This is a genomic window from Pantoea sp. SGAir0215, from assembly GCF_043543215.1.
In genome coordinates, this window is record NZ_CP028031.1 from 230,743 (window position 1) to 253,283 (window position 22,541).

The following is a 22,541-nucleotide window of genomic DNA, read 5'->3' on the forward strand; positions in this document are numbered from 1 at the left end:
CTCCGACTTACTCAGCGCCGCCGACGAAGTCCAGATTCTGGCCTTCCTTCAGGGTGACGTAAGCTTTTTTCCAGTCGCTACGACGACCGATACGCTGTCCGTGACGCTTAACCTTACCTTTAACTACCAGGGTGTTAACGTCTTTAACTTCTACTTCGAACAGTTTCTCAACAGCAGCAACGATCTCTGCTTTAGTCGCGTCTTTAGCTACTTTGAGTACGATGGTGTTGGTTTTTTCCATCGCGCTAGATGCCTTTTCAGATACGTGCGGCGCGCGCAGTACTTTCAGCAGACGTTCTTCACGGATCATGCCAGCATCTCCTCAACTTGCTTAACTGCATCAGCAGTCATAACGACTTTGTCGAAGGCGATCAGGCTAACTGGGTCGATACCCGCTGCATCACGCACGTCAACCTTGTACAGGTTACGCGCAGCCAGGAACAGATTTTCATCCAGTTCGCCGGTGATGATCAGCACGTCTTCCAGCGCCATGTCTTTCAGCTTCTGTGCCAGCAACTTGGTTTTCGGTGCTTCAACAGAGAACTGCTCGACAACGATCAGACGATCTTGACGTACCAGTTCGGACAGGATGCTTTTCAGCGCGCCGCGGTACATCTTTTTGTTAACTTTTTGACTGTGGTCTTGTGGCTTAGCAGCAAAGGTCACGCCACCTGAACGCCAGATCGGGCTCTTTACAGAACCTGAACGCGCACGGCCGGTGCCTTTCTGACGCCAAGGCTTTTTGCCTGAACCGGTTACTTCAGCGCGAGTTTTCTGCGCGCGAGTACCCTGGCGGGCGCCTGATGCGTAAGCAACAACAACCTGGTGAACCAGCGCTTCGTTGAAATCACGACCGAAGGTAGTTTCGGAAACAGTCAGCGCGCTCTGCGCGTCTTTCAATACTAATTCCATTGCTATCCCCTTACGCCTTCACAGCTGGTTTAACGATCAGGTCGCTACCGGTAGCACCGGGAACTGCACCTTTAACCAGCAGCAGGTTGCGCTCAGCGTCAACACGTACTACGTCCAGGCTCTGAACAGTTACGCGCTCATTACCCAGCTGACCTGCCATTTTCTTGCCTTTGAACACTTTGCCCGGAGTCTGGTTCTGACCGATAGAACCCGGAACGCGGTGAGACAAGGAGTTACCGTGGGTTGCGTCCTGGGTACGGAAGTTCCAGCGCTTAACGGTACCTGCGAAACCTTTACCTTTAGAGGTGCCAGTTACGTCTACTTTTTTAACGTCAGCGAAAATTTCAACGCTGATGCTCTGACCTACAGAATACTCATCACCTTCAGCGGTGCGGAATTCCCACAGGCCACGGCCAGCTTCTACGCCAGCTTTAGCAAAATGACCAGCTTCAGGTTTGGTCACACGGTTTGCTTTTTTAGCACCGGTGGTAACCTGAATTGCCTGGTAACCATCGTTCTCCAGGCCTTTGACCTGAGTAACGCGGTTCGCTTCAACTTCGATTACGGTTACTGGGATAGATACGCCATCTTCAGTGAAGATGCGGGTCATACCCACTTTTTTACCGACTAAACCAATCATTGTTTCAACCTCTCAATCGCTCGATGACCTGATTAACCCAGGCTGATCTGCACGTCAACACCGGCAGCCAGGTCCAGACGCATCAGAGCATCAACGGTTTTTTCAGTTGGCTCAACGATGTCTACCAGACGCTTGTGAGTGCGAATTTCGTACTGGTCACGCGCATCTTTGTTAACGTGCGGAGAGATCAGAACGGTAAAGCGCTCTTTGCGGGTCGGCAGCGGGATCGGACCACGTACCTGCGCACCAGTGCGCTTGGCAGTCTCGACGATTTCCGCGGTTGATTGATCGATCAGACGATGATCAAACGCTTTAAGACGGATACGGATTCTTTGGTTCGACATGAGACCAAGGCTCCAAACATTTTATAGACGAAAAAAATTACTACTCGAACCCATTACGATTGATGGGAGAGTGTAATCGTTCAGCATATAACTCCACAGTTGGGAGTATTGTCAGACGGCCCAACAAACTGCCGTCTGCGATTCAGCTCGAATCGCACCTGCCAATATCGGCAGGCCCGCGCATTATACGTAGATTTGCTCAGGAAGCAACCCACGATGCACATTTGCCATAGAAAACTGTGTTTAACGCTTTTGTGCACGTCTGCACAGAAGCCCTGCAGGACGGATGTTTTCGCCCCTTTTTTTCTGGGCGCGGTTTTCCATTCTCTTTTTCTTATCCGCGACGCAGAGGACGCGTTCAGACAGACTCAGTCATCACATCAGGTTAACCGGAGGTCATCGTGTTGCTCATCATCGTTGCTGTCTCCCTGTCAGGCGGCGTGCTTGGCAGCTTTCTCGCCCTGGCCTGTCAACGTTTTCATACGTCCGCTTCACCACGTCGCTGGCTGCAGTCATTGTGGACGCCGCCTTCCCACTGTATTTACTGTCGCCGCACGATCCTGTGGCACGACAGCGTTCCGCTGATAAGCTGGCTGTGGTTGCGGGGGCACTGTCGGTTTTGTTCGCATCCGGTCGGTTTGCTGCCCGTGCTGTTTGAGCTGACAGGCGCCCTGCTCTGCCTGTTGCTGGCTTACCTGTTTTACGACAATCTCATTCATGCGCTGTTTCCGCTTCTGGCTTCCTGTTTGCTCCTCGTCCTTGCGGCCATCGACCAGCGCCACTTCCTGCTGCCAGATGTTCTCACCCACGCGCTCCTGTGGCTGGGTCTTTCACGTTTCATGTTCTTTCAGCCACTCACGGTCAGTTCGGCCATCGGTGGCGTCATGTTTGGCTATGGTTCACTTTGGTTGCTTGCCGGAATTTTTCAACAGGTTACGCGGCGGAAGGGATTAGGTTGTGGGGATATTAAACTGTTTGCCGCACTGGGCGCATGGTGTGGTTGGCAGGCCCTGCCCTTCATTGCCCTGACCGCCTGTACGACAGCCTTGATCGCTTTCGGCGCGCTGCGGATAAGGAACCGGGCGTGGTACCTGAACAGCCCGCTTCCCTTTGGCCCTTTCCTGGCCGTCGCGGGCTGGGGAGTTATCGTTAGTCAAAGCCTTACTCTTCTTTGATTTGCGCCTGCAGGTAATTCTGAATGCCCATCTTACTAATGAGATCAAGCTCGGTTTCAATCCAGTCGATATGATGCTCCTCATCTTCGAGGATGGCGATCATCATATCGCGGCTTACGTAATCATGAACTTTATCCGCATAGGCGATGGCTTCTCTCAGGTCTTTTGCGCCTTCGAGTTCAAGATTGAGATCGGACTGCAACATCTCCCCGACATCTTCTCCAATCCTGAGTCGTCCCAGATCCTGTAGATTAGGAATGCCTTCAAGAAACAGAATACGTTCGATGTATTTATCCGCATGCTTCATTTCATCTATGGACTCATGGTACTCAACGTCGTTAAGACGCATCAGTCCCCAGTTTTTGAACATCCGTGCATGTAAGAAGTACTGGTTTATTGCAACCAGTTCATTCCCCAACAATTTATTGAGATGACTTATGATTTTCGCATCGCCCTTCATTTCGCTTCCTCCGCTCATGTTTATTTGAGCGTAGATGCGGTTAAAAAGAAGTCAAAAAAACGCGATGAAAATTGTGGGTATTATCAAGTCGGTGGTGTGTGTGCGTTTACGCGATTTCTTTATATTGCGGAGCGTGCTGCATCTCTTCATCCATAATCGCGCGGGCATCCCGAATACATTTTCCACATTGCTTTCCCACGGGCACGATTTGGCGCAACTGCTGGATAGATTTGGGCTGATAACGGCGCACGACTTCACGGAGCGTTTTGTCACTGATGGCATTACACAGACAGACGTACATTTATTCATCACCCGGTCTATTTCGTGCGCACAGTGTAAATGCGAATCGTTTTTATTTCAAACCTACCTTTTGTGAGGAGAAAGCCTGCGTGATTAAATGACAGGCATAAAAAAAGAGCACCGAAGTGCTCTTTTTATTTTGCAGTGGCCACATGAGTGGCCACATCAGAGATCACAATTAAGCGATAACTTTAGCAACAACGCCCGCGCCAACGGTACGGCCACCTTCGCGGATTGCGAAGCGCAGACCTTCGTCCATTGCGATTGGGTGAATCAGGGTAACAACCATTTTGATGTTGTCGCCTGGCATAACCATTTCAACGCCTTCTGGCAGCTCTACTGAACCGGTCACGTCAGTGGTACGGAAGTAGAACTGTGGACGGTAGCCCTTGAAGAACGGAGTATGGCGGCCACCTTCGTCTTTAGACAGAACGTAAACTTCTGACTCGAACTTGGTGTGTGGCTTGATGGTGCCTGGCTTCGCCAGAACCTGACCACGCTGGATGTCTTCACGCTTGATACCGCGCAGCAGAACACCACAGTTTTCGCCTGCCTGACCCTGGTCCAGCAGTTTGCGGAACATTTCAACACCGGTACAGGTTGATTTCGCCGTATCTTTGATACCCACGATTTCAACTTCGTCGCCGACTTTAACAACACCGCGCTCAACACGACCGGTTACTACAGTACCACGGCCAGAGATTGAGAATACGTCTTCGATTGGCAGCAGGAACGGCATGTCGATAGCACGAACCGGATCCGGGATGTAGTTGTCCAGGTGGTTAGCCAGCTCAACGATCTTCTCTTCCCACTCTGGGTTGCCTTCCAGCGCTTTCAGTGCTGAACCGCGAACGATTGGAGTGTCGTCGCCCGGGAAGTCGTACTGTGACAGCAGGTCACGGACTTCCATCTCAACCAGCTCCAGCAGCTCTTCGTCATCAACCATGTCACACTTGTTCAGGAACACGATGATGTAAGGAACGCCTACCTGACGACCCAGCAGGATGTGCTCACGGGTCTGCGGCATTGGGCCGTCAGTCGCAGCAACAACCAGGATCGCGCCGTCCATCTGCGCAGCACCGGTGATCATGTTTTTCACATAGTCGGCGTGGCCCGGGCAGTCAACGTGTGCATAGTGGCGAGACGGGGTTTCATACTCAACGTGTGCAGTGTTGATGGTGATACCACGTGCTTTTTCTTCAGGGGTGCTGTCGATCTGGTCGAACGCACGCGCCTGGCCGCCGTTGGTTTTAGCCAGAACGGTGGTGATTGCTGCAGTCAGGGTGGTTTTACCGTGGTCAACGTGACCGATGGTGCCCACGTTTACGTGCAGTTTGTTACGTTGAAATTGCTCTTTCGCCATGGCGATATTCCTTACGTTATGCCTTCATCACCCGGGATGAAGGCATCAGTTCAAATTTAAACCGTAGCTTATTTGCTACGAGCTTCAATAACGGCCTGCGCAACGTTGTTCGGTGCGTCGTCATACTTCAGGAACTCCATGGAGTACGAAGCACGACCTTTGGTCAGAGAGCGCAGCTGAGTTGCATATCCGAACATTTCAGACAGTGGAACTTCAGCGTGGATCTGAACGCCAGTAGCGTTAGATTCCTGCCCTTTGAGCATACCACGACGACGGCTAAGGTCACCGATTACGTCACCGGTGTTCTCTTCTGGGGTTTCAACTTCAACCTTCATGATAGGCTCAAGCAGAACAGGCTGCGCTTTCTTAAAGCCATCTTTAAAGGCAATAGACGCGGCCAGTTTAAACGCCAGTTCAGAGGAGTCAACGTCATGGTAAGAACCGAAGTGCAGACGAACACCCAGATCCACAACCGGATAACCTGCCAGTGGGCCTGATTTCAACTGCTCCTGGATACCTTTATCAACGGCTGGGATGAATTCGCCAGGAATTACACCACCTTTGATATCGTTGACAAATTCGTAACCTTTCGGGTTCGAACCTGGCTCCAGCGGGTACATGTCGATAACAACATGACCGTACTGACCACGACCACCAGACTGCTTGGCGTGTTTACCTTCGATACCGGTAACTTTAGAGCGGATAGCTTCACGGTAAGCAACCTGTGGTTTACCCACGTTCGCTTCAACGTTGAATTCACGCTTCATACGGTCAACGATGATATCGAGGTGAAGTTCACCCATACCAGCGATGATAGTCTGGTTAGACTCTTCGTCAGTCCATACGCGGAATGACGGGTCTTCTTTCGCCAGACGACCCAGAGCCAGACCCATTTTTTCCTGGTCAGCTTTGGTTTTCGGCTCAACGGCGATAGAAATTACCGGCTCAGGGAATTCCATACGCTCCAGAATGATTGGCGCGTTTGGATCACACAGGGTATCACCAGTGATAACGTCTTTCAGGCCGATCGCAGCGGCGATGTCACCTGCGCGAACTTCGCTGATTTCTTCACGTTTGTTAGCGTGCATCTGAACGATACGACCGAAACGCTCACGTGCAGATTTCACGGAGTTCAGAACGGTATCGCCTGAGTTAACCACACCAGAGTAAACGCGGAAGAACGTCAGGTTACCCACGAATGGGTCAGTTGCGATCTTAAACGCCAGAGCAGAGAACGGCTCTTCATCACTTGCGTGACGCTCAGCTGGGGTATCTTTACCATCGTCCAGCATACCGTTGATTGCCGGTACGTCGGTCGGGGCTGGCAGATACTCAACAACCGCATCCAGCATTGCCTGAACACCTTTGTTCTTAAATGCAGAACCACAGGTCACCAGGATGATTTCGTTTTTCAGCACGCGCTGACGCAGCGCTTTTTTGATCTCTTCTTCAGTCAGCTCTTCACCGCTGAAGAATTTCTCCATCAGCTCTTCAGAGGCTTCTGCTGCAGCTTCGATCAGCTTGCCGCGCCATTCTTCAGCCAGTTCTTGCAGGTTAGCTGGGATCTCTTCGTAATCGAAAGTCACGCCCGCATCCTGGTCGTTCCAGTTGATGGCTTTCATTTTGATCAGGTCAACAACGCCGGTGAAGTTTTCTTCAGCGCCGATAGCGATCTGCAGCGGAACCGGAGTCGCGCCCAGACGAGATTCGATCTGACCAACTACTTTCAGGAAGTTTGCACCCATGCGGTCCATTTTGTTAACGAACGCAATGCGTGGAACTTTATATTTGTTAGCCTGACGCCATACGGTCTCAGACTGTGGCTGAACACCACCTACAGCACAGTAAACCATTACTGCGCCATCGAGCACACGCATGGAACGTTCTACTTCGATGGTGAAGTCAACGTGTCCCGGGGTGTCGATGATGTTGATGCGGTGTGGCTCAAACTGCTTAGCCATACCTGACCAGAACGCGGTCGTTGCAGCAGACGTGATGGTAATACCACGTTCCTGCTCCTGTGCCATCCAGTCCATGGTCGCTGCGCCATCATGCACTTCACCGATTTTGTGGTTAACACCGGTGTAGAACAGGATACGCTCGGTAGTAGTGGTTTTACCGGCGTCGATGTGTGCGCTGATACCGATATTACGGTAGCGCGCAATGGGTGTTGTACGAGCCATTTTATTCCTCGGTTTTTAGGACGTTCAAAGTTAGTCGACCCCAGCGGGTTGGCTGTTTGAGCGCCCGCTGGTTTAACAACAACTACGCAGCTGTTACCAGCGGTAGTGAGCGAACGCCTTGTTGGCTTCAGCCATACGGTGAACGTCTTCACGTTTCTTAACTGCAGTACCTTTGTTTTCTGCAGCGTCAGAAAGTTCGTTCGCCAGGCGTAAAGCCATAGATTTATCACCGCGTTTACGAGCAGCTTCTACGATCCAACGCATTGCCAGGGCATTACGACGAACCGGACGGACTTCAACTGGAACCTGATAGGTTGAACCACCAACGCGACGTGACTTAACTTCAACAGTCGGACGCACGTTTTCGAGAGCAACCTCAAAAGCTTCCAGGCCATCTTTACCAGCACGTTGAGCCAGGGTCTCAAGTGCGGTATAGACGATAGATTCAGCAGTAGATTTTTTACCATCTACCATCAGGATATTTACAAATTTAGCCAGCAGCTCTGATCCGAACTTAGGATCCGGCAGAATTTTACGCTGACCAATGACGCGACGACGTGGCATGGAAATACTCCGTTGTTAATTCAGGATTGTCCAAAACTCTACGAGTTTAGTTTGACATTTAAGTTAAAACGTTTGGCCTTACTTAACGGAGAACCATTAAGCCTTTGGCTTCTTCACGCCGTACTTGGAGCGTGACTGCTTACGGTCTTTAACACCTGAGCAGTCCAGCGCGCCACGAACGGTGTGGTAACGCACACCTGGCAGGTCTTTAACACGACCGCCACGGATCAGGATCACGGAGTGTTCCTGCAGGTTGTGACCTTCACCACCGATGTAGGAGGTGACTTCAAAACCGTTAGTCAAACGCACACGGCAAACTTTACGCAGTGCTGAGTTTGGTTTTTTAGGAGTGGTGGTGTACACACGGGTACAAACGCCACGTTTCTGCGGGCAAGCTTCCAGCGCCGGCACGTTGCTCTTTGCAACTTTGCGGACGCGTGGTTTGCGAACCAGCTGGTTAACTGTTGCCATTAAATAGCTCCTGGGATTTAGCTTTTTGCTTCGTAAACACGTAATAAATCACCTCGTAGAATTACGAGGAGGCAGAATTTTAGGGCTGTGTCAAAAAGGTGTCAAGAAATAACCAGGGGGCCAACGCATTACCAGGCCATTTGTTGTTGATGTTTTACCGTTAGCGCAACGAAAAAAGTATAGTCCACAGACTGCACAACAGGGGAAATTTGCGTGCTCAGCCCCCGGGCATTCAGGTCATCTTCCAGTGCCCAGAGCTTCGCCCCTGAGGCGCGAAGCTGTTCCAGCGCCCTGCTGCCCTCAATCGCCGCCAGTACGCCATCCTGCAGCAAGAGCAGGTCATCCTCCGGCATAAGCAGTCGGGTCAGGCTTTCGATGTCGCTGTAAGTCGGTGAGTGAAATAACGTATGCAGCATTAGGTGCTCTTAAAAAGTCAAAATACGGTCATAGCCTGCGAGTTTTTGCCGCAGGGCCGACGCATCTAAAATTTCGGCATCCAGAATGCGTGGCGCATTTTCCGCTAAACCGCGCGACTGCAGCGACGCCCTGCACAGATAACACTGGTCGATATCATACAGCGCCAGCACGCCGAAGGTAGCGGCATAATGCCGGCTGTGAATATTTTCCGGCTGTTGCTCACTGTTAAGCTGCAGAACGCCATCTCCAATAAAAAACAGGCCGATATCGTCACTCAACGCGCCGGTGGCCAGCACCGCATCTAACCCTTCACGTCCTGCACTGCTGCCATGTGGGGCTCGGGTGAATACAAACGCGACACGCTTCATCAGAACTGCACCATCCGCTCGCAACGCAGCGCCGCTTCCGCCAGCGCGCCTAAGCCGGCCAGGGTAAAACCGGGCTGAAGATTCGCGCCCGGCAACGCAAGCCGTGAGGCTTCCTGCGCATCCGTCACGCCGCGCCGGAGTGCCGCCGCCACGCAAATGTTCAGCGCCACCCCATGCGCCTGATGAAGCGACTGCCAGGCACGAACAAGATCGAATTCGTCACTGGCGGGCGCGCTAAGCTGATTGGCGTTCAGCACCCCTTCCCGATAAAAAAAGACGCTTTCCAGCTGGTGTCCCGCTGCCAGCAGCGCGTTGGCAAACAGCAGCGCGCTGGTCGCCTGCTGCGTACCATAGGCCGGACCGGTGACAAGAAGCGCATAGCGCATTAACGATCCTGCCCCTGAAAGTCACCGTTTTTAAACTGGCGGATGTACAGGTACACGGTATGTTTGGAAATATTTAAGCGCTCGGCGACCTGATTGATGGCGTCTTTGATATCGAAAATCCCTTTTTCATACAGATTCAATACGATCTGACGGTTCTTGGCATTATTCGAGACGTTACGGTCGGCGCTCACTTCTTCAATCGTAAATTCCAGCGTCTGCATGACCAGGTCATCGACCGAACTGGCAAAGTTCACATTGGAATCGACCTGCTGCATCTCTGGCGGCAGAAACGTCGACATGATCTGTGAAAACGGAACGTCGAGGTTCATGTTGATACACAGCAAGCCAATCACCCGCTGCTGGCGATTACGAATCGCAATCGTGACGGACTTCATCAGCACACCACTTTTCGCGCGGGTAAAGTAAGCGCGGGAGACGTTGCTGTCTGCACCCTGCATATCATGCAGCATGCGCAAGGCTAAATCCGTGATGGGCGAGCCCACTTTACGCCCTGTATGCTCGCCGTTAGCAATACGCACGGCCGAACAGTTTAAATCTTCCAGTGAGTGAAGGACGATTTCACAATGCGAGCCGATCAACATGGCAAGACCATCTACAACGGCCTCATACGATTTTAAAATATCGTAATCAGTTTGCTCGAACGGATGCTGCTCCAGAAGATCGAAGTCGCTCAGTTCACCGGGATTGAATGGATTAGACATTGAAGACATCACCCTACATGGCTGGAGCCTGTCACAGCGGCTACGGGCAGACTCAATATTGGGATAGTTATGCAGGCGATAGTCTGGCAAATGTCGCGGGGTTATGCCAGAGGTTTGTCATAAAGAGAAACCGCCACCCGAAGGTGGCGGCAGACAGATTACTGGGATTTCTTCGCGTCAGCAGCAGGTGCCTGCGTTTTTTCATCCGCTTTTGGTGCCGGTTTGATATCAAGCAGCTCAACGTCAAACACCAGCGTGGAGTTAGCCGGGATGCCCGGAACACCGTTTTTACCGTACGCCAGGTTTGGTGGGATAACCAGCTTGATCTTACCGCCTTTCTTAACGTGCTTCAGGCCTTCAGTCCAGCCTGGAATCACGCCGTCAAGTCGGAAAGACAGGGGCTCACCGCGCGTGTAAGAGTTATCAAACTCGGTGCCGTCGATCAGCGTACCTTTGTAGTTTACAACGACTGTATCGCTGTCTTTTGGTGCTTCACCGGTCCCTTCTTTCTCAACCTTATACAGCAGACCACTTTCGGTCTTCTTCACGCCGCTCTCTTTAGCAAACTTAGCGCTGTAAGCTTCACCCTTCTCGGCATTTTCTTTTGCGTCTTTTTCCATCTTGGCTGACGCCGCGCCTTTCACGCGGGCTTCGAACGCCTGCAGGGTTTGCTCGATTTCTTCGTCAGACAGCTTGCTCTTGCCGCCAAACGCGTCCTGAACACCGGCAATCAGTTGCTGCTTGTCCAGCTTGATGCCCAACTTCTCCTGTTCTTTCAGGGAGTTGTCCATATAACGGCCCAGTGACGCACCCAAAGCGTATGCAGATTGCTGATCTTCATTTTTGAAGGCGGCATTTTTTGGAGCCTGAGGAGCAGACTGTGGAGCATCTGCAGCGGCCGGAGCTGCTGCTGTTTCTGCAGCCATTGCCAGCGGAGCATTCAGCGCGACGGCCATGGTGGTAGCTAACAATGTGACTTTAAACAGTGATTTCATCCTTTCTCCAAAACCGAAGCCTCTCACCTCGGGAATCATTGCGGACGGAGGGCCCACACTATAACTTTACGTGGCAGTGACGAACACTCCCACAACGTAATTATCTGGTCTACTTCCGACCTTTTTTGCATCAGGAAGTTTCACCAGAGATGATGTCATCTGACTCTTTTTCAAGCTAAACACCAAATAAAAGCGAATAAATAGGGCAATTCTGCAACGCCAGCCTTTAGAATCATGCGCTAAGTAACCCCTTAACAGGAGAAAAGATCATGCAACAGTCAGAGTGGGAACAACGTATTGAAGCGCTTGAAAGTAAGCTGGCCTTTCAGGAGATCACTATCGATCAACTGAACAATACCGTCGTTCAGCATGAACTTGAAATGAGTAAGATGCGCGAACATATGCGCCTGTTACTTGAGAAGTTTAAAGCCAGCGCGCCGTCGATGATTGCCGATGCTTCAGAAGAAACCCCGCCGCCGCATTACTGATCCATCCGTGACAGGCCAGGCTGACTGTCGGCAGGCCCGCTCTGCCGAGGTCTGCTGACAATAAAATGCCGCCAAAAGTAAGGCCACCCGAAGGTGGCCCTGCACTACCGCGTCGGACTTAGTGGCTGCAGCCACAACCGCCCGTTCCGCAACCACCTTTACCGTGGTCATGGTCATGGTCGTGATCGTGGTGATGACCATCTGCACCGTGAACATGGCCGTGTGCCAGCTCTTCCGGTGTGGCTTCACGAATCGCAACCACCTCAACGTTAAAGTTCAGGTTCTGACCCGCCAGCATGTGGTTACCGTCAACCACAACATGGTCGTCTTCCACTTCGGTGATTTCAACCGGCACCGGACCCTGATCGGTTTCCGCCAGGAAACGCATGCCAACCTGTAATTCGTCAACGCCCATAAAGACGTCTTTTGGTACGCGCTGTACCAGGTTGTCATCGTACTGACCGTACGCGTCATTTGCCGGGATATGCACGTCAAACTTATCGCCCGCGACGTGGTTTTCCAGCGCATTTTCCAGACCAGAAATCAGGGAACCATGACCGTGCAGATAGTCTAACGGTGCACTCACCGGTGACTCGTCAACCAACACACCGTCTTCTGTACGTACCTGATAGGCCAGGCTTACCACCAGGTCTTTTGCTACTTTCATGATATCTCCTAACCGTTGAGAACTAAGATCCCGTCTCATTGGTCTATTCTTGCGTGCAATAACACCAACCAGAAAGGTTCGGGGCTGAGTACAAGAGGCACTCTTTTTCTCTTGCGACTTCAGCGTTAATGGCGTCAATTGTAACGGAATTCAATCCCGCTGTGTGCTTAAGCTTAAAAAAAGCTGGGCCATTTCGCTACTCGGGATGGAAAATTCCGATCACTTGCTCGTTACTGCGAACCTGATCGCGTGCCTGTTTATCGGCTTCCCGCATTTGATGGCCGCACTTCACACACTCGACGACATCGACATTGTTTTCACGCCACATGGCCAGCGTGTCTTTTTCCTGACAATGCGGACATACCGCACCAGCAATAAAGCGTTTACGCATGCTGTTCTACCTGTGTCTTTTGATTACTGATCGTCATCCCAGTCATGGAACTGACGTCGTTCATGCTGCATTTCACGCTGAAAAATGTCTTCCAGTTCACGTCGCGCCTCGCGGACACGGGAAATCTGCGCCATATCAGAGTGGACAGGCATCAGCTCCCGCAACATGCGCATATCCAGCCGGCGGAAGTGTTGCTGTGCCCGATGAGCCTGATGAGGATGCATTCCCAGCGACATAAGCGTTTTACGCCCCAGTTCCAGCGCACTGGAAAAAGTTTCGCGTGAGAACTGCGTCACGCCCGCCTGCAGCAGTTCGTGGGCTTCCACACGACCACGGGCACGCGCCATAATCTGCAAATGCGGAAAATGTTGCTGGCAGAGATGCACAATCGTCATCGCATCTTCCGGATTGCTGCAGGTAATGACGATTGACTGCGCATCAGCCGCACCCGCCGCTCGCAGCAGTTCCAGCTCCGTTGCATCACCATAGTAAACCTTGTAGCCGTACTTGCGCATCAGGTTGACCGCACTAATATCACGCTCCAGTACGGTGATGCGCTTATTGTTTGCCATCAGCAAACGGCCCACTACCTGACCAAAACGTCCGAAGCCCACCACAATGACCTGCGGCTGATCGTCCTCAACGAAGGGTTTTTCAGTGTCTTCATCGCTTTCATTAAAGCGACGCGCCAACAGCCGATCAATTGCCTGCATAAGCAGCGGCGTGGTCATCATGGACAGCGTCACGGTAACCAGCAGCAGCGGCAGTTGGTCGCCCGAGAACAGTCTGGCTGACGAGGCCGCCGAGAACAGTACAAAAGCAAACTCGCCGCCCTGACTCAACACGCCGGCAAACTGCTGACGTTCAGAGCTGCGTAAGCCATAGATTCGAGCCAGCACATACAGCACCAGTAACTTGACCGACACCAGCGTCAGTACGCCCAGTAAAATGGCGATAATGTGGGTATAAAGCACCCCGAGGTTCAGCGCCATGCCCACCGAGATAAAAAACAGCCCCAGCAGTAAGCCTTTGAACGGCTCGATCGCCACTTCCAGCTCATGACGGTATTCACTTTCCGCCAGCAGAATCCCGGCGATAAAGGTGCCTAACGCCATGGATAACCCCAGCGCATCCATAAACAACGCGGAGCCCAATACCAGCAGCAGCGAGGCGGCGGTAAACACTTCACGCACGCCTGAGGCCGCGATGTAGCGAAAAATGGGGCGCAGTAAATAGCGGCCCCCGACGAGCATGCCGGCAAATGCCAGGACCTTCATGCCCACTTTCATCCAGTCGACGCTGCCGCTGTCATTCCCGGCCAGAAGCGGAATCAGTGCCAACGCCGGAATAACAGCCAGATCCTGAAACAGCAGCACCGAAAACCCTAGCTGGCCCGCTTCGCTGCGGTTCATACCCTTGTCCCGCATCAGCTGCAAGGCCATCGCCGTTGATGACATGGCCAGACCGATCCCGCCGATTACCGCCGCGCGCCAGTCAAAGTTTGTCAACCACAGCAATGCGCCAAGAATGGCGGCGGAGAAAATCACCTGCGCGGCACCGATACCAAAGATAGAACGGCGCAGCGCCCACAACTTTGCCGGGTTCAGTTCCAACCCGATGATAAACATCAGAAAGACAACGCCCAGTTCAGAAAAGTGCAGAATCTCGTCGACGTCACTAATAAATCCCAGTCCCCACGGACCAATGGCAATACCGGCCAGTAAGTACCCCAATACTGCGCCAATCCCCAGGCGAGCCGCTACCGGTACAATCAGCACCGCCGCAAAGAGATAGATAACTCCTGCGGTCAGCAGCGTTTGTCCTTCCATTTATAACCCTCCATTCGGCAGCGGTGCTGCCAGCCAGTCGCTATAGGCACGGGCATATTTTTTGAGTAAATCAGGTTGCTGACGGCGCGCCCAGTAAATAATCATCGGCGACATCCAGTGCATACGGCACATCTGTGCGGTCAGCTCAAAAGGTCGCAAAATGTCATTCATGGAATAGCGGTTCAGTCCGTGCTGCTGAAAGGCCGTTTCAGGTTCGCCGGTTGTGACGATACTGCGCCAGTACTTTCCTTCTAATGCGTTTCCGTCTATGCCGTTGGCAAAACCCCGGGACAACACGCGATCTAACCACTCTTTAAGTAACGCCGGGCAGCTGTAGGTATAGAGAGGATGTTGAAAAATAATCACATCATGCTCACGCAGTAGCTGTTGCTCATGGTGGATATCGATAAAAAAATCCGGATAGGCGGCATAGAGGTCATGAACAGTAACATGCTCAAGGGGCCTGGCCGCGTCCAGCAAAATACGATTTGCGATGGAATCCTGCGCTTCCGGATGAGCAAAAAGCAGCAAAATCTTAGGTGGCTGCGACATCCTTTCCCTCCAAAGCGTCGTCATTGGTGCGGATTTCCGCTACCATGCACAACGCAACAAAAACCCAATTATGTTGCACGTAAATTAACATATTCTGACGATACGGCGCTTATGATTGTCTTTTCTGCCCTACAAATTCGCCGCGGTGTTCGCGTCCTGCTCGACAACGCTACCGCCACCATCAATCCCGGCCAAAAAGTCGGGCTGGTGGGTAAAAACGGCTGTGGAAAATCCACCCTGCTGTCGTTACTGAAAGGTGAGATCACCAGCGATGCGGGATCGTTTACCTTTCCCGGTAACTGGTCGCTTGCCTGGGTGAATCAGGAAACGCCTGCCCTCAGCCAGGCCGCCCTTGACTATGTCATCGATGGCGACCGTGAATACCGCCATCTTGAAGCAGAACTGGCAGAGGCCAACATCAGAAATGACGGAAATGCCATCGCCCTGATTCACGGTAAGCTCGATACCATTCAGGCCTGGACGATTCAGTCGCGCGCCTCAAGCCTGCTGCACGGGCTCGGATTCAGTCAGGAACAGCTTCAGCGCCCGGTCAGTGATTTTTCGGGGGGCTGGCGCATGCGTCTTAACCTGGCCCAGGCACTGCTGTGTCGATCGGACCTGTTGTTACTCGATGAACCGACGAACCACCTCGATCTGGACGCCGTGATCTGGCTGGAACGCTGGCTAAAAAGCTATGAGGGCACGCTGATTCTGATCTCGCACGATCGCGATTTTCTCGATCCGGTGGTGGACAAAATTATCCACATCGAACAGCAGACGATGACCGAGTACACCGGTAACTACAGTTCCTTCGAACGCCAGCGCGGCGCGAAACTGGCCCAGCAGCAGGCGTTATACCAGAGTCAGCAGGAAAAAGTGGCGCACCTGCAAAAATATATCGATCGTTTCCGTGCACAGGCCACCAAAGCCAAACAGGCGCAAAGCCGTATTAAGATGCTGGAACGGATGGAGCTGATTGCGCCAGCCCATGTGGATAATCCGTTTAGCTTCAGCTTCCGCGCACCCGAAAGCCTGCCGAATCCGCTGCTGAAAATGGATAAAGTCACCGCGGGCTATGGCGATCGCATTATTCTGAACGCCATTAAACTTAACCTGGTGCCGGGATCGCGCATTGGCCTGCTGGGTCGCAACGGTGCCGGCAAGTCAACGCTGATTAAGCTGCTGGCGGGCGAACTCGCCGCCAAAGCGGGCGAAATTGGCCTGGCGAAAGGGATCAAGCTGGGTTACTTCGCTCAGCATCAGCTGGAATACCTGCGCGCCGATGAGTCGCCTTTACAACATCTTTCACGGCTTGCGCCGAAAGTGCTCGAGCAGCAGTTACGGGATTATCTGGGCGGCTTTGGCTTCCAGGGCGATAAAGTCACAGAGGTAACCGAACGCTTCTCAGGCGGCGAAAAAGCGCGGCTGGTGCTGGCGCTGATTGTCTGGCAGCGCCCCAACCTGCTTTTACTGGACGAACCCACCAACCACCTCGATTTGGACATGCGTCAGGCATTAACTGAGGCGTTGATTGATTTCGAAGGCGCACTGGTTGTCGTATCGCACGATCGCCATCTGTTACGTGCCACCACCGATGACCTCTATCTGGTGCATGATGGCAGCGTTGATGTGTTCCCGGGCGATCTGGAAGATTATCAGCAGTGGCTGAGCGACCTGCAAAAACAGCAAACGCAAAATGAGGCCGCGCCTAAACAGGACAATGGTAACAGTGCTCAGGCCCGCAAGGATCAAAAGCGTCGTGAAGCCGAGCTGCGAACGCAGACCCAGCCCTTGCGCAAAGAAATCGAGAAGTTAGAAAAACAGATGGCGAAGTGGCAAGCCCAACTGGCCGACGCCGAACACCTGCTGGCAGACAGCGCGCTCTACGAACACAGCCGCAAGGCTGATTTAACGGCTGCCCTGCAAAAACAGGCTGAGAGTAAATCGGCGCTGGAAGAGGTGGAAATGGCCTGGCTGGACGCGCAGGAAAAACTGGAAGCGATGCTCGCCTCCTGACAGAGGCGGCATCACCTTTCGTCACAACCGTACCGGTGTACTCGCGGTACGGTTCAGTAAGGCTTATCGCCTAATACCGTGGCGCGCTGCATCACTCTTCGGGCCGGATAGTAATCGGCATTGGCGTAGTGCTGAGTGACGCGATTGTCCCAAATCGCCAGGTCATTAGGCTGCCAGCGCCAGCGCACCTGAAACTCCGGTTTCGTGCTATGCGCAAACAAAAAGCCCAGTAATGCATCGCTCTCTTTCTGACTCAGCGTCAGAATTCGGGTTGTAAAACCCTCATTGACGAACAGCGCTTTTTTCCCACTAACCGGATGCGTCCGGATAACAGGATGCTGCACAGGTGGGTTTTTCGCCGCAGCCTGCCGCCAGCGCTGGTGCTCTTCTTCTGTCTTACGGTGTTTATATTCCGGAAACGACTTTGTAAAATCGTGCTCCGCATAGAGTTCAGACAGCAAGGTTTTGAAGGGAGCAGACAGCGCCTCATATGCGGCAATACCGCTGGTCCATAACGTATCCCCACCCGCCTCCGGCAAGACTTTGGACGCCAGCAGCGCCACAGCCGGAGGCGTCTGAATGAACGTCACATCGGTGTGCCAGTTATCATTATCCGGAGGATTATCCTGATGCGTATCCAGGACAATGATCTCTTCCACGCCCGGCGCATGCGGATAAACCGGATGGATATGAAGATCGCCAAAGCGAATGGCCAGCGCACGATGCTGCTCGGGCGTGATCGCCTGGTCACGTAAAAACAGTACCTGATAACGCAGTAGGGCATGGTAGAGCTGCTCAAACTGCGCGTCACTGAGTGGACGCGAGACATCAAGGTTGCCGACCTGCGCGCCGATAAAGGGGCCCAGAGGCGTAATCGCTAACTTTTCGTTCATTTTTGCTCTCCGTTCCAGGGCGTCAGACGGCGCTGTAGCGCACGCAGACCCAGTTCTAAACTACATGCCACAATGGCAATCACCGCGATCCCTGCCAGCACCACATCCGTTGCCAGAAATTCCCCTGCCGACTGCACCATAAAGCCCAGCCCACGCGTGGCAGCAATGAGCTCGGCGGCCACCAGCGTTGACCAGCCCACACCTAATCCAATGCGTAAGCCGGTCAGTATTTCTGGCAAGGCACCCGGCAGGATGACCCAGCGCAGCCGTTGCCAGCGATTCGCCCCCAGCGATGCCGCGGCGCGCAGACGAACCTGCTGTGCGTTGCGAACACCGGCCACAGTCGACAGCACTATCGGGGCGAAAATCGCCAGCGTGATCAGCAGTATTTTCGATGTTTCACCAATACCGAACCAAATGACCATCAACGGTAAATACGCCAGCGGCGGCACGGGCCGATAGAGCTCAATCAGGGGATCGATCAGGGCACGTAAAACCGGGCTGACGCCCATCGCAATGCCCACCGGAATGCCTGTTAATGCCGCCGCGCTGAGCGCGATCAGCATGCGCGTCAGGCTGGCTGACAGGTGCTGCCATAACGTCGCATCCATAAACCCCTGCGGACCGGCAACGCTCAGTAACTTACTCAGCACCTGCTGCGGCGACGGCAGAAACAGCGGCGCAATGAGCCCCAGTGTGGTCACGCTCCACCAGATGAACAACAGCACAATCAGGCTCACTGTGCTCAGCGTGGCCGTCAGGGAGAAAGGCCAGCGCAGGCGACGACGCCGGGCGCGGGTCGGCACATCGTTAATGATCGCACTCATGCAAATGCCTCCCGTTGTGCAAATACCCGGTTCAGCACATATTCCCGTTGGGCGATGAAATCGGGATCAGACTTGATGCTGCGGCAGGGTTCGCCGTCCACGAAACGCTGGCCAAAATTCAGCGTCAGCGTTTCCTGTACCCGACCGGGCCCCGGAGAGAGCAGCACCAGCTCGCTCGCCAGAAAAATGGCTTCTTCAATGTCATGCGTAATCAGCAGGATCTGTTTACCGCTGTCCTGCCACAGCCTTAACAGCAAGGTCTGCATTTGTTCACGGGTAAACGCATCAAGTGCGCCAAACGGTTCATCGAGCAGTAACAGGCGGGGATCGGCAGCCAGCGCGCGGGCGATGCCAACGCGTTGACGCTGTCCGCCAGATAACTGCCAGATATGCCGCTTTTCAGCGCCTTCCAGCCCAACATTTTTTATCATCTGCCGTGCAAGGGCTTCACGCGGCTGGCGCGCCATACCGGCAATCTGTAATCCGAAAGCGACGTTATCCAGCACATTCCGCCAGGGCAGCAGGCCTTCATGCTGAAACACCACGCCGCGATCGGCGCCTGGCCCCTGAATTGCCTTGCCGTCCAGAGAAATACTGCCGGACTCGACCGGTAAAAACCCGGCGATCAGATTCAGCAACGTGGTTTTGCCACAGCCTGACGGTCCCAGCACAACGACCAGCGCGTTATCCTCCACGCGCAGTGAGATGTCCTGTAATACCGGCTGTCCGCCATAGCTCGCGTTCAGATGGGCTATTCGCAACATGACGATGTCCTCAGGGCTTGACCAGGGGCGCAACAAAACGACTCGTGACAAAGGCGCTGTAATCATTACCGGCCTGCGGCACCTTGCCCTGTTCTTTCAGGAATTGCGCCGTGTCCACGATGGCTTTGTTCACCGGCTGCTGCAGTTGCGCCACCTGCTGGGCGGCGGTCAGATAGGTGTTGCCCTTAACCAGTCCAGGAATTTGTTGCTCGGGCACGCCGCTTAAGCGCGAAAGTTTACTGAGGTTATCAGGCTGTTTAAGCCAGTGTTCGGGATGGTCCAGGTAGGCTTTCTGCGCCTCAATAGCGCTACGGGCAAAGGCGGTCACGATATCCGGATGCTGCTGCGCGAAGTCTTTGCGTACCACCCAGACATCAAGTGTCGGTGCGCCCCAGCGCCCGACCTGCGACGAATCCGTTAAAACGGTGCCATCTTTCTCCAGTTCATTCACCGCAGGTGCCCAAACGTAAGCACCGTCAATGTCCCCGCGTTGCCAGGCCGCCACAATCGCAGGCGGTTGCAGATTGACCAGTTGAACCTGAGACGGCTTAATCCCCCAGTGTTTTAATGCCGCTAACAAGCTGTAATGGGTGGTCGAAATAAAGGGCACGGCGATCCGCTTGCCGATCAGGTCCTGGGGACGGGTGATTGTTTTCTTCACGACCAGCGCTTCAGAATTGCCTAACTGAGAAGCCAGTAAAAAGGCTTCGATGGGGAGCTGCTGCGTTGCCGCAACGGCCAGTGGGCTGGAACCAATATTGCCAATCTGGACATCGCCTGATGCCAGCGCACGAAGCACGCCTGATCCGCTATCGAATTTGCGCCATTCGACCGTCGCACCGCTCTCTTTGGCAAACGTATTATCCGCCTGCGCCACCTTAGCGGGTTCAGCGGAGGTCTGATAAGCCACCGTTACGTTGACCGCGTTGGCCTGAAACGCCAGCACTGACAGGACCGCCGCCAGAATCGTGAGTCGCCCTTTTTGCATGATTTTTCCCCATCATTTTTATGATGTGGGCAGTGTTGCTGGCAGAAGTAATTTCATAAAGGAATTAAAAGTTATCCCTAATAGAAAGAAATTCTTAGATCATCATCTGCAATAGATTGCCGTTATACGCAAATTAAATTTCAGACAAAAAGCCATAAATTTGTCAGGCGCTCACATCCTGGTTGTGCTATTGATATGCGCTATTATTTGCTCCCCGGTGAGGCTTGCGAGTTCGATGTCGATCGACAAAGTTGCCCTGTTAGCTGGCGTGTCTAAAGCCACGGTATCCCGCGTGCTTAACGCGCATCCTGGGGTAAAAGCAGATACGCGACAGAAAGTGCTGGATGCCATTGCCACAAGCGGCTATCAGCCAAACCTGCTGGCGCGTCAGTTGCGAACCTCGCAGAGTCATATGCTGCTGGTCCTGATCTCCGATATCACGAACCCATTTTGCTCCCGAGTTGTTCAGGGCATCGAAGCTGAAGCAGAAATGCACGGCTACCATATTCTGCTGTGCAATTCGGCCTCACAGTTTAAACGTGAGTCGGCCTACCTGACCTTACTGACCGGCAAGGTGGTGGACGGCGTGATTACGATGGATGCCGCCGCCGGGCTGCAAAGCCTGATCGATATTATCGGTGATGCGCCCTGGATTCAGTGTTGTGAGTTTGATCCCGAGATTGCGGCCTCGTCCGTCTCCATCGATCATCTGGACGCCGCACGTGATACCGTCCATTATCTGGCCGGCCGGGGCCGTAAGCGCATTGCACTGGTGAATGGCGATATGCGTTATCTCTATTCTCAATATCGCGAACAAGGCTATCGAGAAGGCGTTGCGCAATCGGGGTCAGACTGGACGAATGTCGTCTATACCGAAGGCATTACCTGCGAAGAAGGCAGTCGGGCATTGCAGGAATTGTTGCGTTTAGCGGAGCCGCCGGATGCGGTATTTGCCGTGTCTGATGTGCTGGCGGTTGGCGTGGTGCATGCAGCGCTGGAGGCGGGCCTGCGTGTCCCGGAAGACCTTGCCGTCGTGGGGTTTGACGGCATTCCCTTTACCAGCAGCCTGAATCCACCGTTAACCACCATCGAACAGCCCATGTATCAACTGGGCGCGCGCAGCGTGCAGCTGTTGCTGAAAAAAATTCGCCAGCCGCACGCGCCGGTTGTTCGCGAAGTGTTGCCCTGGACGCGCCTGGAGCGCGCATCCAGCTAAGCTCAGTGCCAGATCAGCAATACGCAGGCCGCCGTTAACAGCCCCATGCTCAGGTTAAAGCGTTTCCAGGCGCGGGGACTACGTAAAATACGGCCGATCATCGCACCAAAGCCCATCCAGATAACGCCTGCAACCAGATTGACCATAACCATGCCAAGACTGATTAACAGGACAGAATGGCGATAGCCCGCACCGGCCAGACTAAAACTGGCGACGGCACCCAGCGCCATGAGCCAGGCTTTGGGGTTGATCAGTTGTAATAAGCCTCCCTGCCAGAACGGCATAGGTGCGACAGGCGCCGCATCGGTTTCCAGTTTCTCATAGGCTGCGGTGGCAATCTTCCAGGCCAGCCACAGCAGGTAAAGGCTACCGGCAATTTTCAGGATGAGATGCAGGGAGGGATAAAGCAGTATCAATCCACCCACGCCAAACGCTACCAGCAGCAGCATTAGCTGCATGCCGATCATAATGCCGATCATCAACGGGAGGGTGCGCAAAAAACCAAAATTGGCCCCCGAGGCGGTGAGTAACATATTATTAGGTCCGGGTGTAATCGCCGCGACCCAAAGAAAGCCTAATAATGATAAAAACAGACTGAGTTCCATTAACC

The 22,541-nt window shown here is 53.4% G+C and carries 28 protein-coding genes; 4 read left to right on the forward strand and 24 right to left on the reverse strand.

The genetic code is table 11. The features are described 5' to 3' along the window. Positions 1 to 7: 7 nt before the first annotated feature. From rplW to rpsJ, 4 genes are read right to left on the reverse strand one after another with little or no spacing between them, the layout of a single operon-like run. Entirely contained in the window at positions 8 to 310 is a 303-nt protein-coding gene (gene rplW, locus C1N64_RS01230; RefSeq protein ID WP_006120585.1) for a 50S ribosomal protein L23, read from the reverse strand. Beyond that, positions 307 to 912 (reverse strand): 50S ribosomal protein L4, encoded by a 606-nt coding sequence (rplD, locus tag C1N64_RS01235; protein WP_006120584.1) that lies wholly within the window; start codon positions 910 to 912, stop codon positions 307 to 309. Before rplD ends, rplW begins: the two co-directional genes overlap by 4 nt. Positions 913 to 922: 10 nt before the next feature. Next, on the reverse strand, positions 923 to 1,552 hold the full coding sequence (gene rplC / locus C1N64_RS01240; protein WP_006120583.1) for a 50S ribosomal protein L3: 630 nt from the start codon (positions 1,550 to 1,552) through the stop codon (positions 923 to 925). A gap of 32 nt (positions 1,553 to 1,584) precedes the next feature. Beyond that, positions 1,585 to 1,896 carry a 30S ribosomal protein S10 gene (rpsJ, locus tag C1N64_RS01245; protein ID WP_006120582.1) on the reverse strand — a complete coding sequence of 104 codons (312 nt, stop codon included), beginning with the start codon at positions 1,894 to 1,896 and terminating at the stop codon, positions 1,585 to 1,587. 401 nt (positions 1,897 to 2,297) lie between these two features. Between rpsJ and C1N64_RS01250 the strand changes: the two genes are divergently transcribed. After that, positions 2,298 to 3,071, forward strand: a complete 774-nt coding sequence (locus tag C1N64_RS01250; protein WP_367143592.1) for a prepilin peptidase — start codon at positions 2,298 to 2,300, stop codon at positions 3,069 to 3,071. On the opposite strand, the gene bfr is transcribed toward C1N64_RS01250, so the two are convergent. The 11 genes from bfr to fkpA form a co-directional block, all read right to left on the reverse strand. Beyond that, positions 3,058 to 3,531, reverse strand: a complete 474-nt coding sequence (bfr, locus tag C1N64_RS01255) for a bacterioferritin (protein WP_006120580.1) — start codon at positions 3,529 to 3,531, stop codon at positions 3,058 to 3,060. The two genes, C1N64_RS01250 and bfr, sit on opposite strands and share 14 nt — an antisense overlap. 106 nt (positions 3,532 to 3,637) lie before the next feature. Beyond that, positions 3,638 to 3,832, reverse strand: a complete 195-nt coding sequence (gene bfd, locus C1N64_RS01260) for a bacterioferritin-associated ferredoxin (protein WP_033741530.1) — start codon at positions 3,830 to 3,832, stop codon at positions 3,638 to 3,640. A gap of 177 nt (positions 3,833 to 4,009) precedes the next feature. After that, positions 4,010 to 5,194: an elongation factor Tu gene (gene tuf / locus C1N64_RS01265; RefSeq protein ID WP_006120578.1), complete on the reverse strand. Its 1,185-nt coding sequence runs from the start codon at positions 5,192 to 5,194 to the stop codon at positions 4,010 to 4,012. A 68-nt stretch (positions 5,195 to 5,262) separates the two neighbouring features. Next, positions 5,263 to 7,377, reverse strand: a complete 2,115-nt coding sequence (gene fusA, locus C1N64_RS01270; RefSeq protein WP_006120577.1) for an elongation factor G — start codon at positions 7,375 to 7,377, stop codon at positions 5,263 to 5,265. Between the two features lie 93 nt (positions 7,378 to 7,470). Further along, positions 7,471 to 7,941 carry a 30S ribosomal protein S7 gene (gene rpsG / locus C1N64_RS01275; protein ID WP_006120576.1) on the reverse strand — a complete coding sequence of 157 codons (471 nt, stop codon included), beginning with the start codon at positions 7,939 to 7,941 and terminating at the stop codon, positions 7,471 to 7,473. 96 nt (positions 7,942 to 8,037) lie between these two features. Beyond that, the gene (gene rpsL / locus C1N64_RS01280; protein ID WP_006120575.1) at positions 8,038 to 8,412 is read right to left on the reverse strand and encodes a 30S ribosomal protein S12; all 375 of its coding nucleotides are present in this window, start codon (positions 8,410 to 8,412) and stop codon (positions 8,038 to 8,040) included. Positions 8,413 to 8,540: 128 nt separating this feature from the next. Beyond that, positions 8,541 to 8,828 (reverse strand): sulfurtransferase complex subunit TusB, encoded by a 288-nt coding sequence (gene tusB, locus C1N64_RS01285; RefSeq protein ID WP_033741532.1) that lies wholly within the window; start codon positions 8,826 to 8,828, stop codon positions 8,541 to 8,543. Positions 8,829 to 8,837: 9 nt separating this feature from the next. Beyond that, positions 8,838 to 9,197: a sulfurtransferase complex subunit TusC gene (gene tusC / locus C1N64_RS01290; RefSeq protein ID WP_033741534.1), complete on the reverse strand. Its 360-nt coding sequence runs from the start codon at positions 9,195 to 9,197 to the stop codon at positions 8,838 to 8,840. Next, a complete protein-coding gene (gene tusD, locus C1N64_RS01295; RefSeq protein ID WP_006120572.1) occupies positions 9,197 to 9,583 on the reverse strand; it encodes a sulfurtransferase complex subunit TusD in 387 nt (128 codons plus the stop codon). Before tusD ends, tusC begins: the two co-directional genes overlap by 1 nt. Continuing rightward, a complete protein-coding gene (locus tag C1N64_RS01300) occupies positions 9,583 to 10,305 on the reverse strand; it encodes a helix-turn-helix transcriptional regulator (protein WP_054632986.1) in 723 nt (240 codons plus the stop codon). Before C1N64_RS01300 ends, tusD begins: the two co-directional genes overlap by 1 nt. Before the next feature lie 158 nt (positions 10,306 to 10,463). After that, positions 10,464 to 11,300 carry an FKBP-type peptidyl-prolyl cis-trans isomerase gene (fkpA, locus tag C1N64_RS01305; protein WP_006120570.1) on the reverse strand — a complete coding sequence of 279 codons (837 nt, stop codon included), beginning with the start codon at positions 11,298 to 11,300 and terminating at the stop codon, positions 10,464 to 10,466. A gap of 269 nt (positions 11,301 to 11,569) precedes the next feature. Here fkpA and C1N64_RS01310 point away from each other — a divergent pair, with 269 nt between their 5' ends. After that, positions 11,570 to 11,788: a protein SlyX gene (locus C1N64_RS01310; protein WP_006120569.1), complete on the forward strand. Its 219-nt coding sequence runs from the start codon at positions 11,570 to 11,572 to the stop codon at positions 11,786 to 11,788. Positions 11,789 to 11,906: 118 nt separating this feature from the next. Here the strand turns inward: C1N64_RS01310 and slyD are convergent, their stop codons facing one another. From slyD to kefG, 4 genes are all read right to left on the reverse strand, one after another. Further along, positions 11,907 to 12,455, reverse strand: a complete 549-nt coding sequence (gene slyD / locus C1N64_RS01315; RefSeq protein ID WP_006120568.1) for a peptidylprolyl isomerase — start codon at positions 12,453 to 12,455, stop codon at positions 11,907 to 11,909. A 196-nt stretch (positions 12,456 to 12,651) separates the two neighbouring features. Next, positions 12,652 to 12,846 carry a YheV family putative zinc ribbon protein gene (locus C1N64_RS01320; protein ID WP_006120567.1) on the reverse strand — a complete coding sequence of 65 codons (195 nt, stop codon included), beginning with the start codon at positions 12,844 to 12,846 and terminating at the stop codon, positions 12,652 to 12,654. Between the two features lie 23 nt (positions 12,847 to 12,869). After that, positions 12,870 to 14,675 carry a glutathione-regulated potassium-efflux system protein KefB gene (gene kefB, locus C1N64_RS01325; protein ID WP_006120566.1) on the reverse strand — a complete coding sequence of 602 codons (1,806 nt, stop codon included), beginning with the start codon at positions 14,673 to 14,675 and terminating at the stop codon, positions 12,870 to 12,872. Further along, positions 14,676 to 15,227 carry a glutathione-regulated potassium-efflux system ancillary protein KefG gene (gene kefG, locus C1N64_RS01330; RefSeq protein WP_006120565.1) on the reverse strand — a complete coding sequence of 184 codons (552 nt, stop codon included), beginning with the start codon at positions 15,225 to 15,227 and terminating at the stop codon, positions 14,676 to 14,678. It abuts the gene before it with no gap. A 111-nt stretch (positions 15,228 to 15,338) separates the two neighbouring features. On the opposite strand from kefG, the gene C1N64_RS01335 reads away from it, so the two are divergent. Next, entirely contained in the window at positions 15,339 to 17,243 is a 1,905-nt protein-coding gene (locus C1N64_RS01335) for an ABC transporter ATP-binding protein (protein ID WP_006120564.1), read from the forward strand. A 53-nt stretch (positions 17,244 to 17,296) separates the two neighbouring features. Here the strand turns inward: C1N64_RS01335 and tauD are convergent, their stop codons facing one another. Genes tauD through tauA form a run of 4 tightly spaced genes read right to left on the reverse strand, consistent with a single transcriptional unit; the run spans position 17,297 to position 20,715 of the window. Continuing rightward, positions 17,297 to 18,136 carry a taurine dioxygenase gene (gene tauD / locus C1N64_RS01340; RefSeq protein WP_054632982.1) on the reverse strand — a complete coding sequence of 280 codons (840 nt, stop codon included), beginning with the start codon at positions 18,134 to 18,136 and terminating at the stop codon, positions 17,297 to 17,299. After that, complete coding sequence (gene tauC / locus C1N64_RS01345; RefSeq protein ID WP_367143590.1) at positions 18,133 to 18,963, reverse strand: taurine ABC transporter permease TauC; 831 nt, start codon at positions 18,961 to 18,963, stop codon at positions 18,133 to 18,135. Before tauC ends, tauD begins: the two co-directional genes overlap by 4 nt. After that, positions 18,960 to 19,727, reverse strand: a complete 768-nt coding sequence (tauB, locus tag C1N64_RS01350) for a taurine ABC transporter ATP-binding subunit (protein WP_033741545.1) — start codon at positions 19,725 to 19,727, stop codon at positions 18,960 to 18,962. Before tauB ends, tauC begins: the two co-directional genes overlap by 4 nt. Positions 19,728 to 19,737: 10 nt before the next feature. Continuing rightward, positions 19,738 to 20,715: a taurine ABC transporter substrate-binding protein gene (gene tauA / locus C1N64_RS01355; protein WP_262959563.1), complete on the reverse strand. Its 978-nt coding sequence runs from the start codon at positions 20,713 to 20,715 to the stop codon at positions 19,738 to 19,740. 235 nt (positions 20,716 to 20,950) lie between these two features. Here tauA and C1N64_RS01360 point away from each other — a divergent pair, with 235 nt between their 5' ends. Then, complete coding sequence (locus C1N64_RS01360; RefSeq protein ID WP_006120559.1) at positions 20,951 to 21,931, forward strand: LacI family DNA-binding transcriptional regulator; 981 nt, start codon at positions 20,951 to 20,953, stop codon at positions 21,929 to 21,931. Positions 21,932 to 21,933: 2 nt separating this feature from the next. Here the strand turns inward: C1N64_RS01360 and C1N64_RS01365 are convergent, their stop codons facing one another. Next, positions 21,934 to 22,536 carry a LysE family translocator gene (locus tag C1N64_RS01365; RefSeq protein ID WP_033741549.1) on the reverse strand — a complete coding sequence of 201 codons (603 nt, stop codon included), beginning with the start codon at positions 22,534 to 22,536 and terminating at the stop codon, positions 21,934 to 21,936. Positions 22,537 to 22,541: the final 5 nt, after the last annotated feature.

What these genes read in the sequence shown, in the direction of transcription:
- tauC (WP_367143590.1), bottom strand. Translation starts at nt 18,963, where the DNA reads ATGAGTGCGATCATTAACGATGTGCCGACCCGCGCCCGGCGTCGTCGC.
- rpsG (WP_006120576.1), bottom strand. Translation starts at nt 7,941, where the DNA reads ATGCCACGTCGTCGCGTCATTGGTCAGCGTAAAATTCTGCCGGATCCT.
- slyD (WP_006120568.1), bottom strand. Translation starts at nt 12,455, where the DNA reads ATGAAAGTAGCAAAAGACCTGGTGGTAAGCCTGGCCTATCAGGTACGT.
- tusB (WP_033741532.1), bottom strand. Translation starts at nt 8,828, where the DNA reads ATGCTGCATACGTTATTTCACTCACCGACTTACAGCGACATCGAAAGC.
- kefG (WP_006120565.1), bottom strand. Translation starts at nt 15,227, where the DNA reads ATGTCGCAGCCACCTAAGATTTTGCTGCTTTTTGCTCATCCGGAAGCG.
- rpsL (WP_006120575.1), bottom strand. Translation starts at nt 8,412, where the DNA reads ATGGCAACAGTTAACCAGCTGGTTCGCAAACCACGCGTCCGCAAAGTT.
- fkpA (WP_006120570.1), bottom strand. Translation starts at nt 11,300, where the DNA reads ATGAAATCACTGTTTAAAGTCACATTGTTAGCTACCACCATGGCCGTC.
- C1N64_RS01335 (WP_006120564.1), top strand. Translation starts at nt 15,339, where the DNA reads ATGATTGTCTTTTCTGCCCTACAAATTCGCCGCGGTGTTCGCGTCCTG.
- C1N64_RS01360 (WP_006120559.1), top strand. Translation starts at nt 20,951, where the DNA reads ATGTCGATCGACAAAGTTGCCCTGTTAGCTGGCGTGTCTAAAGCCACG.
- tusC (WP_033741534.1), bottom strand. Translation starts at nt 9,197, where the DNA reads ATGAAGCGTGTCGCGTTTGTATTCACCCGAGCCCCACATGGCAGCAGT.
- tuf (WP_006120578.1), bottom strand. Translation starts at nt 5,194, where the DNA reads ATGGCGAAAGAGCAATTTCAACGTAACAAACTGCACGTAAACGTGGGC.
- C1N64_RS01310 (WP_006120569.1), top strand. Translation starts at nt 11,570, where the DNA reads ATGCAACAGTCAGAGTGGGAACAACGTATTGAAGCGCTTGAAAGTAAG.
- fusA (WP_006120577.1), bottom strand. Translation starts at nt 7,377, where the DNA reads ATGGCTCGTACAACACCCATTGCGCGCTACCGTAATATCGGTATCAGC.
- tauD (WP_054632982.1), bottom strand. Translation starts at nt 18,136, where the DNA reads ATGAACGAAAAGTTAGCGATTACGCCTCTGGGCCCCTTTATCGGCGCG.
- C1N64_RS01320 (WP_006120567.1), bottom strand. Translation starts at nt 12,846, where the DNA reads ATGCGTAAACGCTTTATTGCTGGTGCGGTATGTCCGCATTGTCAGGAA.
- C1N64_RS01365 (WP_033741549.1), bottom strand. Translation starts at nt 22,536, where the DNA reads ATGGAACTCAGTCTGTTTTTATCATTATTAGGCTTTCTTTGGGTCGCG.
- rplD (WP_006120584.1), bottom strand. Translation starts at nt 912, where the DNA reads ATGGAATTAGTATTGAAAGACGCGCAGAGCGCGCTGACTGTTTCCGAA.
- bfr (WP_006120580.1), bottom strand. Translation starts at nt 3,531, where the DNA reads ATGAAGGGCGATGCGAAAATCATAAGTCATCTCAATAAATTGTTGGGG.
- bfd (WP_033741530.1), bottom strand. Translation starts at nt 3,832, where the DNA reads ATGTACGTCTGTCTGTGTAATGCCATCAGTGACAAAACGCTCCGTGAA.
- rpsJ (WP_006120582.1), bottom strand. Translation starts at nt 1,896, where the DNA reads ATGTCGAACCAAAGAATCCGTATCCGTCTTAAAGCGTTTGATCATCGT.
- tauB (WP_033741545.1), bottom strand. Translation starts at nt 19,727, where the DNA reads ATGTTGCGAATAGCCCATCTGAACGCGAGCTATGGCGGACAGCCGGTA.
- C1N64_RS01300 (WP_054632986.1), bottom strand. Translation starts at nt 10,305, where the DNA reads ATGTCTAATCCATTCAATCCCGGTGAACTGAGCGACTTCGATCTTCTG.
- tusD (WP_006120572.1), bottom strand. Translation starts at nt 9,583, where the DNA reads ATGCGCTATGCGCTTCTTGTCACCGGTCCGGCCTATGGTACGCAGCAG.
- tauA (WP_262959563.1), bottom strand. Translation starts at nt 20,715, where the DNA reads ATGCAAAAAGGGCGACTCACGATTCTGGCGGCGGTCCTGTCAGTGCTG.
- rplW (WP_006120585.1), bottom strand. Translation starts at nt 310, where the DNA reads ATGATCCGTGAAGAACGTCTGCTGAAAGTACTGCGCGCGCCGCACGTA.
- kefB (WP_006120566.1), bottom strand. Translation starts at nt 14,675, where the DNA reads ATGGAAGGACAAACGCTGCTGACCGCAGGAGTTATCTATCTCTTTGCG.
- rplC (WP_006120583.1), bottom strand. Translation starts at nt 1,552, where the DNA reads ATGATTGGTTTAGTCGGTAAAAAAGTGGGTATGACCCGCATCTTCACT.